Source organism: Streptomyces sp. NPDC053673 (assembly GCF_055585225.1).
In genome coordinates this window covers 1-15,749 of record NZ_JBVJKN010000066.1, presented here as the reverse complement: position 1 = coordinate 15,749, position 15,749 = coordinate 1, and the positions used below count along the sequence as shown (strand labels likewise).

Below are 15,749 nucleotides of genomic sequence, written 5' to 3'. Positions count from 1 at the left end.
TCGACCTCGTCGACTACGGCGTCGTCGGCGACCTCTTCGACGTCGTCCCCCAGCTCACCGAAGAGATCAAGACCCGCAAGGGCTGACCCACCCCCTCCTCCCGGGGCCGCACGGTGAACCCACCGCGCGGCCCCCCACCATTCCGGGGGACCATTGACGCAGGTCAGTCGCCCGGATAACTTCACCATACGGATTGTTGATTCCGATAGGCGGAAACGGCGAGAGTGTGGAGGGTGCGGTAATGGGTCAGCAGGAGAAGGTGGCGACGAGCCTCGCCGGCGCGGTCAGCGAGGACATCAGCGCCTCCCTCGCACCGGTGGACGCCGAGCTCGCCCGCCGCTACCCGGGAGACCCCGGCACCCGCCAGCCCATCCACACCGTCTACGTACCCGGTGACGCCTTCGGCGCCGCCACCATCCGCTCCTGGGGCGACCAGGCTCTCGCGGCCCTCGACGAGCACGCGCCGGACGCCGGGACCCTGGCCCGGGTCCTGGGCCTCTCCGACGAGCTCGCCGAGCCCGTGTACACCCGGGTACGGGCCAAGCTTGAGCGCGAGCCCATCGAGGACCTTCGCGTCGACTTCGAGGACGGCTACCACGGCCGCGACGAGGACGCGGACGCCGCCCGCGCCGCCCGCCTGATCTCCGAGGCGTACGCGATCCGCACCGCTGCCCCGTACATGGGCATCCGGATGAAGTGCATGGAGGCCGCCGTACGCGACCGCGGCATCCGCACCACGGACATCTTCCTCACCGGCCTGATGGAGCACGGAGGACTGCCCGACGGGCTCGTCCTCACCCTCCCCAAGGTCACCTACCCCGAGCAGGTCACGGCGTTCGTCCGGCTCCTCGAAGCCTTCGAGAAGGCCCATGGCCTGGACGCCGGGCGGATCGGCTTCGAGATCCAGATCGAGACCAGCCAGTCGATCCTCGCCGCCGACGGCACCGCCACCGTCGCCCGCATGATCAACGCCGCCGAGGGTCGCGCCACCGGCCTGCACTACGGCACCTTCGACTACAGCGCCTGTCTCGGCGTCAGCGCCGCGTACCAGGCCAGCGACCACCCGGCCGCCGACCACGCCAAGGCGATCATGCAGGTCGCCGCCGCCGGCACCGGCGTGCGCGTCTCCGACGGCTCCACGAACGTGCTGCCCGTCGGCTCCACCGAGCACGTCCACCAGGCCTGGAAGCTCCACTACGGCCTCACCCGCCGCGCCCTGGCCCGCGCGTACTACCAGGGCTGGGACATGCACCCGGGCCACCTCCCGACGCGCTACGCCGCCGTCTTCGCCTTCTACCGCGAGGGCATGGAGGCGGCAGCCGCCCGCCTCGCCGCGTACGTGGCGAAGACCGAGGGCGACATCATGGACGAGCCAGCCACCGCGAAGGCGCTCAGCGGCTATCTGCTGCGGGGCCTCGACTGCGGCGCCCTCGACAACGACGAGGTCGCCCGCGTCACCGGGCTCACCCGCGCCGAACTCGACGCCTTCGCCCGGCCGCGCCGCGGCGACCTGACGGCCACAGCCCAGTAACACGCGCCGAAGCGAACACCCCTGCCCCGTAGTCTGTACGCCACACCACAGGCGATCAGAAGAACGGGGCAGCGGTGTCTTCGGGGGAGAACGAGCGGCTGGCCGGCCGCTACCGGGTGATCGAGCAACTGGGCCGTGGCGGCATGGGCGTCGTCTGGCGCGCCGTCGACGACGTGCTCGGCCGCGAGGTCGCCGTCAAGGAGCTGCGGACGTACACGGACTCGTCCGCGCCCGAACTGGCCGATCTGCGGCTGCGGATGCAACGCGAGGCACGCGCGGCGGCACGGGTACGCCACCCGGGTGTCATCGCCGTCCACGACGTCGCCGAGCACGAGGGCCGGCCGGTCATCGTGATGGAGCTCGTCGACGGGCCGTCGCTCGACGACGTGCTCTCCGAGCGCGGTGTGATGGACCCGCGAGAGGCCGCGGCCGTCGGCGCGCGGGTGATGGAGGCGCTGGACGCGGCCCATCGCGTCGGCGTGCTGCACCGCGACGTCAAACCTGGCAACATCCTGCTGGACCGCACCGGCCGTGTCGTCCTCACCGACTTCGGCATCGCCGCGATGGACGACCCCGGCGACGGCTCGACCACGCATCTGACCCGCAGCGGCGAACTGGTCGGCTCGCTCGACTACTTGGCCCCCGAGCGTGCCCAGGGCCACGACCCGGGCCCCGCCTCCGACATCTGGGCGCTCGGCGCCACGCTCTACGCGGCGGTGGAGGGCTCGTCGCCGTTCCGCCGTACATCGACCTGGTCCACCCTCACCGCGATCGTCGCCGACCCGCTGCCCGAACCGCGCCGAGCCGGCCGGCTGGGCCCCGTCCTGCAGTCGCTGATGCACAAGGATCCCTCCCGGCGGCCCGACGCGGCCACCGCCGCGCGACTGCTGGACGAGGTCGCGGGCGGCCGGGAAACGGCGGACACGATGGGTCTGCGGGGCGTGGTGCCGCCGAGGACCGGGGCACCGGGCGCAGACGCTGCGGTCGCGGGCCCGTCGGCAACGGACCCGTCCGCAACGGGGCCGGAAACGGGCCCGCTGTTGCCCGGTGCCGACCCGGTCCCTCCCGGCACCGGACCCCTGACGCCGACCGCCGACGCGGGCTCGCCGACGGCCGGGCCGGTCCCCACCACCCGCAACGAAGTCCCGCACCGGCCGCAGGGTTTCGGGCCCGCGGGTGCGGAGCGCGGCGCGGGCACGGAGAGCGGCGCGGGTGCGGCGGGCTTCGGCTCCGCCCCGTACGGCCCCTCGCAGCCGGCACCCGGCCGCGCCCGTTCCAAGTCGATCATCGCCGCCGCGGTCGCCGCCGTGCTGCTCGCCGGGGGAGGCGTGACGTACGCGCTCGTGCACAGGGACGAGCCGGCGCGGGCCGAGGCGGAGGGGAGCGCGGACCCGGGCCCGTCCGGGACGAGTCCCGGTCGGCAGCTGGATCCGGCCAGACCCTCGAAGCCCGCCCCGAGCACCGGCGGGAAGCCGGCCGGCGGGGGTGACGACAAACCGTCGAACTCCCCGTCGCGCACGCCGGACCCCGGCAGGAGCGGAGCCGCGGGCACGGGCGGCCCCGACGGCGGCGGCGCGGGCAGCACCGGAGGCTCCACGTCGGGCGGCGGTTCCGGCGCCGGTGGTACGTCCACCACCACCGGCGGCAGCAGCACCACGGGCGGCGCCGCCACCAGTGGTGGCGGCGGCGCCCCTGCCCCCGCACCGGTGTGCCACTCCACCGGCGGTGGCAAGTACAACTGCGAGGTCTGGCGCACCGCGAAGTCGTACAGCCGTTCCGGCAGCGAGATGGGCGTGCTCAACGCGGGCACCAACTACTTCTACTGCCAGGCCGACTTGGGCCGTCGTGAGACGTACGGCCAGTGGACGAACGTCTGGTGGGCCCGGACCGACGACGACAGCGGCAACACCGACGTCTACGTCAGCGTCGTCTACGTCAAGGGCGGCGACAACGATCAGCCGGTGCCGGGCCTGCCGGTCTGCTGAGGGCGCGGCGGGCCGTGCGAGGTCCGGGTCAGGGGAGCCGGACGCTGGCGAGCATCTGCTGATGCATCTGGTCCACGGCCTGCTGGTCCGCGCCAGAACCGACGGTCATGAGCTGAACGGCGTGGGTGCCGGCGTCGATGATGCGAATGGACTCGACTTGTCCGCTGTTCTTGAAGACGAGACGTGCGTCGATGGCGGGGCGGCCGTCGACTGTGGTCTTCTGAGTGCTGGTGCTGGTGACAGTCTCGCCGAATTGCTCGCTGGAGGACTCGATGTAGACCTGAAGCGACTCATCGAGATTTATTCCGGTCTCGGGCAGGTCGGCGACGGTGAAGCCAAGGGACAGGCCAGTGGTGTCCACGGCGTAATTGCGACCGGCGAAGTCGGTGGAGGTTTGAGTGATCTTCTCGACCGTGGCCTTTCCGGGAAGCTTGACTGTGATGCCACTGGGGGAATCTGTGGTGTCCACCCACTCCAAGCCGGCGAGAGCGGTGGCGTGCTGCCCGACACCGTAACTGTCTTGCGCGGCCGTCACGGTGCCGACATGCGGCGTCGTCGGGGCGGCGAACGCACTGGTGGGCAGTAGGACGCCTCCCGCGGCCAGGGCGGTCGAGGCGGTAAGCGTCGCAAGGCGCTGCGTCCGGGAACGGCGAGACATACAAATCACTTCCAGGGGAAAGGCGCGAGGGCTGTCGAAGGGTCCGGTCAATTCACGGTCGCCCGGACTGTTCCGGGCGATACGGGTGGGCCACCTGATCTGCGTGAACCCACGCCTTCAATTAGGCCCGGCACATCGAATCGCGTCATGCCCCTGATTCGCGTGACGCGGGAACTCGTGACTTGACCGATGGCGGTGTGCCTGATACTTGCCGGCCGCCATTCACGTGAAGCCGTGACCGTGAGCCGCAGCGTCACCTTTCGCCGGGTGCACGCCCGGCTACCGCTGGGAGGGGCCCTGACCTAAGGGCAGCCCTTAGGTGTATTGATCACGAGCGTTGTCGACACTCGTGATCAATACACCTGGCCCCGGTCCGCCGGGGGGCGCACCTCGCCCGATCCCCGCGCTATCAGCGTGGTCGTCAGCTCGACCCTGGCCGGCGCCTCGGCGACCCCGTCGAGCCGGCGGAACAGCCGCTCGGCCGCCGTCCGGCCGAGCGCGGCCGCGTCCTGGGCGATGACGGTGATGCCGAGCAGATCGGCGAGCTCGATGTCGTCGAAGCCGACCAGCGCGACCGGCGTCTCGCGACCGGCCAGGAACCGTACCGCCGTCACGGTCACCCGGTTGTTGCCCGCGAACACCGCGGTGACCGGGCCGGGGCCGGAGAGCATCGCCTCCGCGGCCGCCGTGACCCGCTCCGGGTCGGTGGAGCCGAGGGAGACCCAGCGTTCGTCCACCGGCAGCCCGGCGTCCTCCATGGCCGCCCGGTAGCCGCGCAGCCGCTCCGTCGCCGTGTGGATGCTCGGCTGGTCGCCGATGAATCCGATCCGCCGGTGGCCGTGCGCGATCAGATGCGCGACGCCGTCCCGGGCGCCGCCGAAGCTGTCCGACAGCACCACGTCCGCGTCGATCCGCCCCGCGGGCCGGTCCACGAACACGGTCGAGATGCCCGCCCTGATCTCCGGTTCCAGATAGCGGTGGTCGTGTCCGGCCGGAATGACGATCAGGCCGTCCACCCGGCGGGCGCAGAGCGCGAGCACCAACTCCTGCTCGCGGTCCGGGTCCTCCGCGCTGGACCCGTTGATGAGCAGCGCGCCGTGCGCGCGGGCGACCTCCTCCACGGCGCGGCTCAGCGGGCCGTAGAAGGGGTCCGCGAGATCCTCCAGGACCAGCCCGATCGAGGCCGTGCGGCCTTTGCGCAGCACCCGCGCACTGTCGTTGCGACGAAAGCCCAGCGCCTCGATGGCCTCCTGCACACGGCGCTCGGTGTCGGGGGTGACGCCCGGCTCGCCGTTGACCACCCGGGACACCGTCTTGAGGCCGACTCCGGCGCGCGAGGCCACATCCTTCATGGTGGGCCGGATGCCGTAGCGGTTCTCGGGGCGGCGGGCGAACTCGGCCACGGTGCGCTGTCCTGTCGTCGTCGGGTGGCCCGTGAGGGCACATTGCCATGGTCCTGCGGGCACTTGCTGTGCTGTGCAAGGCTGTGGCGTCGAGCATAGGCCCTGGACAACGTTGTCAGGGGAATGGAGACTGGTCACCGAAGCCGCAGGTCCTCCCCCTGCGCCCTGAGCGTGGGGGGACCCCCAGTCCCCGGGAGATCGCACACCGATGCATAACGACCTCGTCGCCGCGCTCGACATCGGCGGCACCAAGATCGCCGGCGCGTTGGTGGACGGCAGCGGCAGGATTCTCGTACGGGCCCAGCGGCCGACTCCGGCACACGAGGACGGCGAGACGGTCATGCGTGCCGTCGCAGCGGTGCTCGGTGAGCTGGCCTCCTTGCCGCTGTGGCTGCACGTCACGGCTGTCGGCATCGGCAGCGCGGGGCCGGTGGACGCGTCCGCCGGTACGGTCAGCCCGGTCAATGTCCCGGGATGGCGCGGATTTCCCCTGGTGGACCGGGTACGGGTGGCCACCGGCGGGCTGCCTGTCGAGCTGGTCGGAGACGGCGTCGCGATGACCGCGGCCGAGCACTGGCAGGGCGCCGCGCGGGGCTACGACAACGCCCTGTGCATGGTCGTCTCCACGGGTGTCGGCGGCGGGCTCGTCCTCGGCGGCAAGCTGTACCCCGGTCCGACCGGGAACGCCGGCCACATCGGCCACATCAGCGTGGACCTCGACGGCGACCTCTGCCCGTGCGGCGCGCGCGGCTGTGTGGAGCGGATCGCCAGCGGCCCCAACATCGCGCGCCGGGCGATCGAGGGCGGCTGGCGGCCCGGCCCGGACGGCGACACCTCGGCCGCCGCCGTGGCCGCCGCCGCGGCGGCCGGTGACCCGGTGGCGATCGCCTCGTTCGAGCGGGCCGCCCAGGCGCTGGCGGCCGGTATCGCCGCGACCGCCACGCTCGTGGAGATCCGTATCGCCGTCATCGGCGGGGGAGTCGCGGGCGCCGGCGAGGTGCTCTTCGCACCTCTGCGCCGCGCCCTGCGCGACTACGCCGCGCTCTCCTTCGTCCAGGGACTGGTCGTCGCCCCGGCCCGCACCGGCACGGACGCGGGCTTGCTGGGCGCGGCCGCCGCAGCCTCCCCCGGCCTGCGCGGCGAGACGGCAGCGAGCCTCAACAGCTGAACACCCGGGGAGGGGCGGGCGGAACACGGCACCTGCAGCAGGCCCCTTGCCACCCCACCCCACCCCACCCCACCCCACCCCTTCCCGGTCCGGGGCTTCGCCCCCAGACCCCCTCTTGGGCTCCACCGGGGCTTCTCCCCGGCCCCCGCGGACCTTCTCCCCGGCCCTCCAGCGGCGCCCACAGGTCGCGCAGCCGGTAGCCCGCGGCGTCCGGCAGCCCCACCGCCTGCGCGCTGGTCGCGATGCGCTGCGGGCGGCTGCTCTCGTTGAGGAGAGCGACCGCGCGGCTGCCGTCGGCCATCTCCTTGGCGACCACCCAGCGGCCGTCCTCGGAGGAGACCACGGTGCCCTGCCTGCCCAGCGGGTCCTGATCGACGGCGATGACCTCGCGGTTGCCGAGGATCTCCAGCGTCCCGGGCGACGCCTTGCGCAGGTCCGAGCCGATGAGCAGCGGCGCGGCCATGATCGACCACATCGAGAAATGGCTGCGGTACTCGGTGTCCGTCATGCCGCCGTTGCCGACCTCCAGCATGTCGGGGTCGTTCCAGTGGCCCGGTCCCGCGTACTGCGCCAGCGGCAGATTCTGCTTCATGATCGACAACATGGAGCCCGTTTTGTGTGGATGGGAAGGTGACGCATCGTTACGTTCCTCCGTACTCACGCAGGGGCGGGTGACGTCGTGCACGTGTCGGATGGCGCGCGTTTACGGTAGGGCTTGTTGGAGTCTGTTGGAAGAGATGCGGTAACGGTTGTCCGTTCTTGCGTCAAAGCCCTTGACGACACCCCTTCTTGGGGGTGGGATCCAATCCTCGCGTTGGGTTGTGTTTGGTTGCACCCCCGGAGGAGGGGACATGACGCAGTCATCGTTCAACGGTTCACCCGCGCCAGGAGGCGTGGCTGGACATCGGATGTCCCGTCGGAGTGTGCTGCGTGGAGCGGCTCTGGGTGCGGGCGCGATCACGCTGCCGTCCCTGCTCACCGCCTGTGGCGGTGGGCCCGGCGGCGACGGCAGGACCGTCACCATGGGGTCCAACGCGTCGGACCCGGTGCCGCGGAAGGCGTTCGCCGAGGCGTTCGAGGCCTACGAGAAGCAGTCGAAGGAAGGCCGCAAGGTCAAGGTCAACACCGTCGACCACAACACGTTCCAGGAGAACATCAACCGCTATCTGCAGGGCAAGCCGGACGACGTGTTCATGTGGTTCGCCGGCTATCGCATGCAGTTCTTCGCCAAGAAGGGCCTGCTGCACGACATATCCGATGTCTGGGCGGACTACAAGAGCTTCACGCCGGCGCTCAAGGACCAGTCGACGGGAGAGGACGGCAAGCAGTACCTCACGCCGTACTACTACTACCCGTGGGCTGTCTTCCACCGGAAGAGCCTGTTCCAGGAGCGCGGCTATCAGGCACCGAAGACGCTCGACGAGTACATCGCGCTGGCCAAGCAGATGCAGAAGGACAAGATCGTCCCGATCGCCTTCTGCGACAAGGACGGCTGGCCCGCAATGGGCACCTTCGACTACATCAACATGCGCACGAACGGCTACGAGTTCCACAAGAATCTGATGGCCGGAAAGGAAGCCTGGAACAGCAAGCAGGTCAAGGAGGTCTTCGACACCTGGCGCAGAATTCTCCCGTACTGCCAGCAGGGCGCGAACGGCCGGACCTGGCAGGAAGCTGCCACCAGCCTCCAGAAGCGCGAGGCCGGCATGGTGGTTCTCGGACTCCCGCACCCCGGCCAGCAGTTCCCGGAAAGCGACCGGACGGACCTCGACTTCTTCCCGTTCCCGGTCATCAACCCGGAGCACGGACAGGACGCGGTCGAGGCCCCGATCGACGGCTATCTGCTCGCCAAGAAGTCGAAGAACCTGAAGAACGAGAAGAATCTCGAAAGCGCCAAGGACCTGCTGAAGTGGCTCGGCACCGGCAAGGCCGAGGACATCTATCTCCAGTACGACCCGAACAACATCGCCGTCAGCAGCGAGGCCGACATCTCCAAGTACACCCCGCTGCAGAAGAAGGCCGTCGAGCTCGTCTCGAACGCCAAGCAGATCTCCCAGTTCCTGGACCGTGACACCCGGCCGGACTTCTCCTCCACCGTGATGATCCCGGCCATCCAGACCTTCATCAGCAACCCGAACGACGTGGATGGACTCGTCAACGACATCGAACGGCAGAAGAAGACCATCTTCGCCTCCGACTGACCGCCCCGACCGACGCCAGCACTGGGAGATCCGATCCGTGGCGCTCAACACCGCGCGGCGCACCGGACGGCGAGGCCCGCAGAGGTTCACCCCCCGCGACCTCGTCGTCCTCGGCGTGCTGCTGGGAATACCCCTCCTGCTCGACATCGCCGTCATCTGGGGGCCGACGCTGGCCTCCATCGTGCTCTCGTTCACCAGCTGGGACGGCATCGGTGACATCGAGTGGGTCGGCACGCAGAACTACGCGAATCTGTTCACCGGCTACCCGCAGTTCTGGCCGGCCGTACGGCACAACCTGCTGTGGCTGGCTTTCCTGGGCCTCGTCGCCACACCCTTCGGACTGCTGCTGGCCGTCCTCATCGACCGGGGAGTCCGCTTCAGCCGCTTCTACCAGTCGACGCTGTACATGCCCGTCGTCCTGTCGCTGGCCGTCGTCGGTTTCATCGCCCAACTGGTCTTCTCCCGCGACCAGGGCGCGCTGAACGCGGTCCTCGGGAACACCGACAACCCCACCGACTGGCTCGGCGACCCCGACCTCAACATCTGGATGATCCTGCTGGCCGCAGCGTGGCGGCACACCGGCTACGTCATGATTCTCTACCTGGCCGGTCTCAAGGCCGTCGATCCGTCCCTGAAGGAGGCCGCGGCCATCGACGGTGCGGGCGAGGCGCAGACCTTCTTCCGGGTCGTCTTCCCGACCCTGCGGCCCGTCAATGTCATCGTCGGCGTCATCACGGTCATCGAGGCACTGCGCGCCTTCGACATCGTCTACGCCGTCAACAAGGGCCGCAACGGCCTGGAACTGCTCTCGGTGCTCGTCACCGACAACATCATCGGCGAGGCCAGCCGGATCGGCTTCGGCTCGGCGATCGCCGTGGTGCTGCTGACCGTCTCCCTGGGATTCGTCGTGACGTATCTCGTCCAGGAGATCCGAGGGGAGAGAACCCGTTGACTACGCTGCGCCCGCTGCGCACCGACACCACGACCGCCGCCGCCCCCGCGCCGGTCACCGCACCCGCCGAGGCGTCCCCGGGGCGCCGACGCCGCCTCACCCCCGGCCGGCTCGGACTGCACGCCTTCCTGATGACGGTCTCGCTGGCCTTCCTCGCACCGCTGGCCCTCGCGGTGTACGCGTCGCTCAGGCCGTACGACGAGACGTCCGAGCACGGCTACTTCTCGCTGCCCCGGAAGCTGTCCTTCGACTACTACCAGCAGGCCTTCAGCGACTCGGGCATGACGAAGTACTTCGTCAACACCCTGATCATCGCGGTGCCGGGCGTCCTGCTGGCGCTCTTTCTCGCGTCCTTCGTCGCCTTCGCCGTCGCCCGGCTGAAGCTGCGCGGCTCGATCCTGCTGCTGATGCTCTTCACCGCCGGCAATCTGCTCCCGCAGCAGGTCATCGTCACCCCGCTGTACGTCCTGTTCAACCGCATCCCGCTGCCCTACTGGATGTCGGACTCGATGACGATGTTCGACTCCTACTGGGCCGTCATCGCCGTCCAGGTCGGCTTCCAGATCGGCTTCTGCGTCTTCGTCCTCGCGAACTTCATGCGCACACTGCCGCAGGAGATCCTGGAAGCCGCGATCGTCGACGGAGCCGGAGTCTGGACCCAGTACTGGCGGATCACCCTGCCCCTGTGCCGCCCCGCCCTCGCCGCCCTCGGCACACTCCAGTTCACCTGGATGTACAACGACTTCCTCTGGGCCCTCGTCTTCATCTCCGACGGTGACAAACTCCCCATCACCTCGGCGCTCAACAACCTCCGCGGCCAGTTCTTCACCGACTACAACCTGCTGGCGGCGGGCTCGGTGATCGTCGCGCTGCCGACGCTGCTGGTCTTCCTGCTGCTGCAGCGCCACTTCATCGCGGGGCTCACACTCGGATCCAGCAAGGGCTGACGGCTGACCTGGCAAGGCTGACCTGGGGCCAAGAGGCCATCAGGCGGCAGAGCCGGCCCGAACTAGTTGATTACAAAACAGTCATGGATCTCCCATCAGTCCTTCACAAGACGCATGATGACCTCTCACATCACGCACCGTCATGGGGGGACCATGAGCCGCACCACCACCGCCATCGCCGCCGCGACCCTGCTTGTCGCACTCACCGGCTGCGCGGGCACGGACGAGACCACCACCAAGCCCGACACGAAGGCCGCGCCCACGCAGGCAGCCGAAAAGCCCGCGGCCCCGGCCGAGAAGCCCAAGGACGCCACGATCGGCGACACCATCACCGTCAAGGGCATCGAGGACGGCGAGCAGGTCGCCGTCACCGTGAAGAAGGTCGTCGACCCGGCCAAGCCCGCCGACGAGTTCTTCGCCCCCGAGAAAGGAAAGCGCTGGGTGGGCGTCCAGTTCGAGATCGTCAACACCGGCAGCAAGGCGTACGCCGACAGCCCCGGCAACGGCGCACAGATCGCCGACGCGGACGGGCAGCGCTTCGGCACCACCTTCGCCGACATCACCGCCGGCCCGTCCATGACCTCGGATGCCAAACTCGCCAAGGGCGACAAGGTCCTCGGATGGCTCGTCTTCGAGGTCCCGAAGGCGTCCAAGCTCGCAACCGTCCAGTTCGCCATGAACTCCGGCTTCGCCGACCAGGCCGGGCAGTGGAAACTGCAGTAGACGACTGAAGGCCGGGAGGTGGGCGAGGCCCCTGCCTTCCGGCCTGTCCACCCCCGTAGCCATGAGTTCGATCTCATGTTCGAGCCTATGAGGCTGGCGCCCTACCGCGCATACTGGCTCCATAATGACGAACCGATCCGCGCCCCGGCGCCACCTGCCCACAAGCCCCTTCAAAGCCCCCGCCGACCCCGTACCCAAGCACTTCGCCCTCGGGGACCGTGTCTCTCACGACCAGTACGGACTTGGAAAAGTCATCGGCGTGGAGTTCGCGGGTGAGGCGCTGCTCATCGACTTCGGCTCACGCGAGGCCCGCATCGTCAGCCCATACCGCGGGATGTACAAGCTCTGACCATGTCCGTCGTTGTCAGTGACGCGCACCACCGTGTAGCCATCCCGTCCGCGCCTGCCGGCTGGGGCGCGAATCGGACCCGCCCCGCCGCGGCACAGCACCCGCGCGGGGCGGCGACGCGCTCGGGGCGAGGCGCACTGATCATCGCGCTGCCGGCGCTGCTGGTCTTCCTGCTGCTGCACCGCCACTTCATCGCGTGGCTCACACCCGGATACCGCAAAGGCTGACGGAACGTCCGGATCCAGGGGTTTCCGCGGCGCGGTTCGGCGGCATGAGGATCATGAGCACGCCAGAAGGGGGAAGAATGGCCTGGTATCCGGTCGCCACCAAGTACGAACCGCAGCCTGATTCCGACATGCAGTCGACGATCCGGCCAGTGTCTCCGTCGCGCTGTCACCGCTGGTAGTGCATGGCGCACCAACCCCGAGAGCGCACGCGTATGGGGCGGTTGCAGTCTTCGACAGCACAGGTGCCTTCGTCCATGTCGATGTCCCCCAAGGAAGCGTTCCGATCCGGAAGGAGGCACCCTGATGGCTTGGTGCCCATTCGCGCAGAAGTTGGAGCTTCAACCCGAGAGCGATCAACAGCCCGCCATTCGGCCAACGCAGTTCATCCTGCACAGCGTCGCGGCGCCGTGGACAGCTCAACGGATCTACGAATACTGGCAGTCCACCAATCTCGAGTCGCACTTCGGGCTCGGCTACGAGGGCGACCTCGGCCAGTACATCGGCACCGAGACCCGTGCCGACGCCAACTACAAGGCGAACCTCCGTCCCGACGGCACCGGCGCGGTCAGCATCGAGACCGCCTCCAACCTGGAGCACACCGACCCGTGGACGGCCAAGCAGGTCGAGAAGCTGATCGCGCTCGGAGTCTGGCTGCATCAGCGGCACGGCATACCGCTGCGGGTCTGCCGTTCGGCCTCCGACCCCGGCTACGGCTATCACCGGCTGCACGCCGACTGGGCGGTCTCCGGCACGGCGTGCCCGGGTGACGCCCGCGTCCGCCAGTTCAAGAACGTCGTCTTCCCCGGAATCGTCGCCCGCGCCACCGGACAGACCCCCACCCCGCCCCAGGAGGACCCCGACATGCCGTCGATGCTGAACGAATCGAACGCCGTGGATGTCTCCCTCGGCTCCGGTGTCTGGGTGGGCCTGGCCTTCAGCGACGCCGTCGTGCACTCGGGACCGCGCCGCCACTCGACCCTGGTGCACCTGCTGTTCGCCGACAACACCCACAAGGACGCCCGTATCGAGGGCCGCTTCTACCTCACCGACACCGCCGGGAAGAACCCGTCGCCGTACCTCGCGACCACCAAGAAGGGCCCGGGCGGGCATCAGTTCCTGTGCACCGCCGATGTCCCCAAGGGCCGCCACCTGCGCTTCGAGGTCCGTGCCACGACGCCGGACGGCTCGTCGGTCAGACTCCTGCACCGGGCAGCCTCGGGGCCGTACTGGGCTCTGTGACGCATCGTCAGAAGGATTCCGTCGCCTGCTGCGGGATCACCACGAGGAACGCGTCCGAGTCCAGGTCCATCACGACCTCCGCCGGCACGCCCTCGTCCCGTCGTGCCCGGGCGAACTCCTCGGCGGGCCAGCTGCCCCGCGGTCCCCCTGCGGGAAACTTCTCCAGCACCGTACGGCGCATCACCGCACCCCCTTGCTCACTGTGATCTCCAACGAGGCTCCGTCCGGATGTGTTACGGCATTGACCGCCGCTCCGGTCGAGCCGCTGGGACGTTTCCGTGGCAGGGTGTTGCGGGCAGTCCACAGGGGGCTACGGAGGAGGGGGAACCGTGATCGTCTGGATCAACGGTGCTTTCAGTGCGGGCAAGACGACCGCCGCTCGCGAACTGATCGATCTGATCCCGAACAGCACTTTGTACGACCCTGAACTGACCGGCGATGTGATGCGGAGCCTGCTGCCGCAGAAGCGCCTCGATGAAGTGACCGACTACCAGGACCTGCCGATCTGGCGCCGGCTCGTCGTGGACACCGCGGCCGCGCTGCTCGCCGAGGTCGGCGGAGTCCTGGTGGTGCCGATGACCCTGCTCAGGCAGGAGTACCGCGACGAGATCTTCGGAGGGCTCGCCGCCCGGCGCATACCGGTACGGCACGTGCTGCTCCGCCCGGAGGAAACGATCCTGCGGACGCGGATCGCCGAACGCGAGGAGCCGGACATCCCGGATGCGGAACAGCGCGTACGGCAATGGGCGTACGACCACATCGAGCCCTACCGCACCGCGCTCGGCTGGCTCACCGCCGACGCCCATGTCGTCGACACGTCGTGTCTCACCCCGCGCGAGACCGCGGAGGCCGTGGCCGAGGCCGTGGGCACCGGGGCGGCCGCGGTCTGCGAGATCGTGCAGACACCCGAGCCGACCTCCGAGACCCTCGCCGCGGGGGTGCTCCTCTTCGACGAGCAGGACCGGGTACTTCTCGTCGACCCCACCTACAAGCCCGGCTGGGAGTTCCCCGGCGGTGTGGTCGAGTCCGGCGAGGCGCCGGCACGCGCGGGCATGCGCGAGGTCGCCGAGGAGATAGGGATCCATCTCGACGCCGTACCACGGCTGCTGGTCGTCGACTGGGAGCCGCCGCGGCCACCGGGCTACGGCGGGCTGCGGCTCCTCTTCGACGGTGGGCGGCTCACCGGCGACGAGGCGGCCGCCCGGGTGCTGCTGCCCGGCTCGGAGCTGCGGGGGTGGCGGTTCGCCTCCGAGGAGGAGGCCGCGGGGATGCTGCCCCCGGTCCGCTACGAGCGGCTGCGCTGGGCCCTGCGGGCCCGGGAGCGCGGAACGGTGCTCAACCTGGAGGCCGGTGTTCCCGTGGGATGAGCCCGGGCCTGTCGTTTCGGATCAGGCCGGACGAGCGGCGGGCTCATGACGTTCATGAGGCGGCGTCGGCCGCCGCGCGCAGCACCGCCGCCGCGTCGGCCGTGACCGGGTCGCCGTGCCCGAAGCAGAGCGTGGAAGGCGACAGCGCGGCCAACCGGTGCATCGAGTCAACAGCCTGCTTCCGGTCGACGTTGAAGACACCCAGCATCACCTGACCCACGCCCGCGACCGTGTCCCCGGTGAACAGCACGCCGTGGCGCGGGAGATGGACCGCGATCGAGCCGTCGGTGTGGCCCGGGACGTGCACCACCCGGGCCCCGCCGCCGAAATCGAGCTCCTCGCCGTCCTCCAGGTCACGGTCCACCCGGGTCGGCGGCGCCTCCGGCACCGTGAGCCCGTGCTCGTGGAGCGGGATCTCCCAGTCGAGCAGGACCGGGTCGGGGACCGGCGCCTCGCCGCGGATCACCGGGGCGTCCAGCCGGTGCGCCAGCACCTCCGCCCCGTACCGGTCCGTCAGCTCCTGAGCCGCGCCGACATGGTCGCGGTGGCAGTGGGTGAGCACGATCCGGCGGATGCCCGCGGGGTCGGCGCCGAGCCCGCGCACCGCGTCCTCGATCTCGGCGGCGGCGTGGACGTTCCCGGCATCGACCAGGGTGAGTTCCGCACCTTCACGCCACAGGTACGCCTGGCCGATCGGGAAGCGGAACATGTGCAGTTGGGGAAGTACCTCGATGACGTCCATGCGGCGAACGTAAGCGAACGCCCACGCCCGCCGCACGGATCCACGCGCTCGGCGAGCTTCGCCGAGCGCGTAAGAGCTCCTAGGCCCTGTCCGGGCGATCTTGTCGGGCCCGCGACGCCGGCTACGGCACCTCGCTGCGTTGTCGGAGCCGCCCAAGTACGCCCAGTACGAGGGCGATCTCCCCCAGCTACCGCTGGGAGGTGCCCCCACCGCCTTGCGATGCGTCCCCTCGGCCCTCCGGGCCTGGGGAGACCCCA

General features: G+C 69.6%; 16 protein-coding genes and 1 pseudogene. 11 read left to right on the top strand and 6 right to left on the bottom strand.

From position 1 onward, the window contains the following. Positions 1-188 (bottom strand): hypothetical protein (locus ACZ6ZQ_RS38010; protein WP_469773109.1); only part of this gene is annotated, 188 nt, incomplete at its 3' end. A gap of 53 nt (positions 189-241) precedes the next feature. Here ACZ6ZQ_RS38010 and ACZ6ZQ_RS38005 point away from each other — a divergent pair. Together ACZ6ZQ_RS38005 and ACZ6ZQ_RS38000 are read left to right on the top strand one after the other, a co-directional pair. Next, positions 242-1,531 carry a DUF6986 family protein gene (locus ACZ6ZQ_RS38005; protein WP_469773108.1) on the top strand — a complete coding sequence of 430 codons (1,290 nt, stop codon included), beginning with the start codon at positions 242-244 and terminating at the stop codon, positions 1,529-1,531. A 74-nt stretch (positions 1,532-1,605) separates the two neighbouring features. Next, positions 1,606-3,516, top strand: a complete 1,911-nt coding sequence (locus tag ACZ6ZQ_RS38000; RefSeq protein ID WP_469773107.1) for a serine/threonine-protein kinase — start codon at positions 1,606-1,608, stop codon at positions 3,514-3,516. A gap of 28 nt (positions 3,517-3,544) precedes the next feature. On the opposite strand, the gene ACZ6ZQ_RS37995 is transcribed toward ACZ6ZQ_RS38000, so the two are convergent. Beyond that, on the bottom strand, positions 3,545-4,174 hold the full coding sequence (locus tag ACZ6ZQ_RS37995; RefSeq protein ID WP_469773106.1) for a hypothetical protein: 630 nt from the start codon (positions 4,172-4,174) through the stop codon (positions 3,545-3,547). Positions 4,175-4,527: 353 nt separating this feature from the next. Further along, positions 4,528-5,526 carry a LacI family DNA-binding transcriptional regulator gene (locus ACZ6ZQ_RS37990; RefSeq protein WP_469773111.1) on the bottom strand — a complete coding sequence of 333 codons (999 nt, stop codon included), beginning with the start codon at positions 5,524-5,526 and terminating at the stop codon, positions 4,528-4,530. A 259-nt stretch (positions 5,527-5,785) separates the two neighbouring features. Here ACZ6ZQ_RS37990 and ACZ6ZQ_RS37985 point away from each other — a divergent pair, with 259 nt between their 5' ends. After that, the gene (locus tag ACZ6ZQ_RS37985; protein ID WP_469773105.1) at positions 5,786-6,745 is read left to right on the top strand and encodes an ROK family protein; all 960 of its coding nucleotides are present in this window, start codon (positions 5,786-5,788) and stop codon (positions 6,743-6,745) included. Between the two features lie 178 nt (positions 6,746-6,923). On the opposite strand, the pseudogene ACZ6ZQ_RS37980 reads toward ACZ6ZQ_RS37985, so the two are convergent. After that, positions 6,924-7,355, bottom strand: a pseudogene (locus tag ACZ6ZQ_RS37980) (NPCBM/NEW2 domain-containing protein); the annotation flags it as partial. Between the two features lie 298 nt (positions 7,356-7,653). Between ACZ6ZQ_RS37980 and ACZ6ZQ_RS37975 the strand changes: the two are divergent. From ACZ6ZQ_RS37975 to ACZ6ZQ_RS37945, 7 genes are all read left to right on the top strand, one after another. Further along, the gene (locus ACZ6ZQ_RS37975) at positions 7,654-8,946 is read left to right on the top strand and encodes an ABC transporter substrate-binding protein (RefSeq protein WP_469773104.1); all 1,293 of its coding nucleotides are present in this window, start codon (positions 7,654-7,656) and stop codon (positions 8,944-8,946) included. 37 nt (positions 8,947-8,983) lie between these two features. After that, complete coding sequence (locus ACZ6ZQ_RS37970; RefSeq protein ID WP_469773103.1) at positions 8,984-9,898, top strand: carbohydrate ABC transporter permease; 915 nt, start codon at positions 8,984-8,986, stop codon at positions 9,896-9,898. A gap of 5 nt (positions 9,899-9,903) precedes the next feature. Further along, on the top strand, positions 9,904-10,845 hold the full coding sequence (locus tag ACZ6ZQ_RS37965; protein WP_469773110.1) for a carbohydrate ABC transporter permease: 942 nt from the start codon (positions 9,904-9,906) through the stop codon (positions 10,843-10,845). A gap of 153 nt (positions 10,846-10,998) precedes the next feature. Then, on the top strand, positions 10,999-11,568 hold the full coding sequence (locus ACZ6ZQ_RS37960; RefSeq protein WP_469773102.1) for a DUF4352 domain-containing protein: 570 nt from the start codon (positions 10,999-11,001) through the stop codon (positions 11,566-11,568). Between the two features lie 124 nt (positions 11,569-11,692). Beyond that, positions 11,693-11,917, top strand: a complete 225-nt coding sequence (locus ACZ6ZQ_RS37955) for a hypothetical protein (RefSeq protein WP_469773101.1) — start codon at positions 11,693-11,695, stop codon at positions 11,915-11,917. Between the two features lie 2 nt (positions 11,918-11,919). Then, positions 11,920-12,144, top strand: a complete 225-nt coding sequence (locus ACZ6ZQ_RS37950) for a hypothetical protein (RefSeq protein WP_469773100.1) — start codon at positions 11,920-11,922, stop codon at positions 12,142-12,144. Positions 12,145-12,447: 303 nt separating this feature from the next. Continuing rightward, positions 12,448-13,383 (top strand): peptidoglycan recognition protein family protein, encoded by a 936-nt coding sequence (locus tag ACZ6ZQ_RS37945; protein ID WP_469773099.1) that lies wholly within the window; start codon positions 12,448-12,450, stop codon positions 13,381-13,383. A gap of 7 nt (positions 13,384-13,390) precedes the next feature. On the opposite strand, the gene ACZ6ZQ_RS37940 is transcribed toward ACZ6ZQ_RS37945, so the two are convergent. Next, on the bottom strand, positions 13,391-13,564 hold the full coding sequence (locus ACZ6ZQ_RS37940; RefSeq protein ID WP_453665834.1) for a hypothetical protein: 174 nt from the start codon (positions 13,562-13,564) through the stop codon (positions 13,391-13,393). Positions 13,565-13,712: 148 nt separating this feature from the next. Between ACZ6ZQ_RS37940 and ACZ6ZQ_RS37935 the strand changes: the two genes are divergently transcribed. Next, the gene (locus ACZ6ZQ_RS37935; protein ID WP_469773098.1) at positions 13,713-14,750 is read left to right on the top strand and encodes an NUDIX hydrolase; all 1,038 of its coding nucleotides are present in this window, start codon (positions 13,713-13,715) and stop codon (positions 14,748-14,750) included. A 52-nt stretch (positions 14,751-14,802) separates the two neighbouring features. Here the strand turns inward: ACZ6ZQ_RS37935 and ACZ6ZQ_RS37930 are convergent, their stop codons facing one another. Beyond that, positions 14,803-15,492, bottom strand: a complete 690-nt coding sequence (locus tag ACZ6ZQ_RS37930) for an MBL fold metallo-hydrolase (protein ID WP_469773097.1) — start codon at positions 15,490-15,492, stop codon at positions 14,803-14,805. Positions 15,493-15,749: the final 257 nt, after the last annotated feature.

Excerpts from the sequence above, each read along its gene's own strand:
- ACZ6ZQ_RS38005 (WP_469773108.1), top strand. The coding sequence starts at position 242 with ATGGGTCAGCAGGAGAAGGTGGCGACGAGCCTCGCCGGCGCGGTCAGC.
- ACZ6ZQ_RS37995 (WP_469773106.1), bottom strand. The coding sequence starts at position 4,174 with ATGTCTCGCCGTTCCCGGACGCAGCGCCTTGCGACGCTTACCGCCTCG.
- ACZ6ZQ_RS37990 (WP_469773111.1), bottom strand. The coding sequence starts at position 5,526 with ATGAAGGATGTGGCCTCGCGCGCCGGAGTCGGCCTCAAGACGGTGTCC.
- ACZ6ZQ_RS37985 (WP_469773105.1), top strand. The coding sequence starts at position 5,786 with ATGCATAACGACCTCGTCGCCGCGCTCGACATCGGCGGCACCAAGATC.
- ACZ6ZQ_RS37975 (WP_469773104.1), top strand. The coding sequence starts at position 7,654 with ATGTCCCGTCGGAGTGTGCTGCGTGGAGCGGCTCTGGGTGCGGGCGCG.
- ACZ6ZQ_RS37960 (WP_469773102.1), top strand. The coding sequence starts at position 10,999 with ATGAGCCGCACCACCACCGCCATCGCCGCCGCGACCCTGCTTGTCGCA.
- ACZ6ZQ_RS37955 (WP_469773101.1), top strand. The coding sequence starts at position 11,693 with ATGACGAACCGATCCGCGCCCCGGCGCCACCTGCCCACAAGCCCCTTC.
- ACZ6ZQ_RS37950 (WP_469773100.1), top strand. The coding sequence starts at position 11,920 with ATGTCCGTCGTTGTCAGTGACGCGCACCACCGTGTAGCCATCCCGTCC.
- ACZ6ZQ_RS37945 (WP_469773099.1), top strand. The coding sequence starts at position 12,448 with ATGGCTTGGTGCCCATTCGCGCAGAAGTTGGAGCTTCAACCCGAGAGC.
- ACZ6ZQ_RS37940 (WP_453665834.1), bottom strand. The coding sequence starts at position 13,564 with ATGCGCCGTACGGTGCTGGAGAAGTTTCCCGCAGGGGGACCGCGGGGC.
- ACZ6ZQ_RS37930 (WP_469773097.1), bottom strand. The coding sequence starts at position 15,492 with ATGGACGTCATCGAGGTACTTCCCCAACTGCACATGTTCCGCTTCCCG.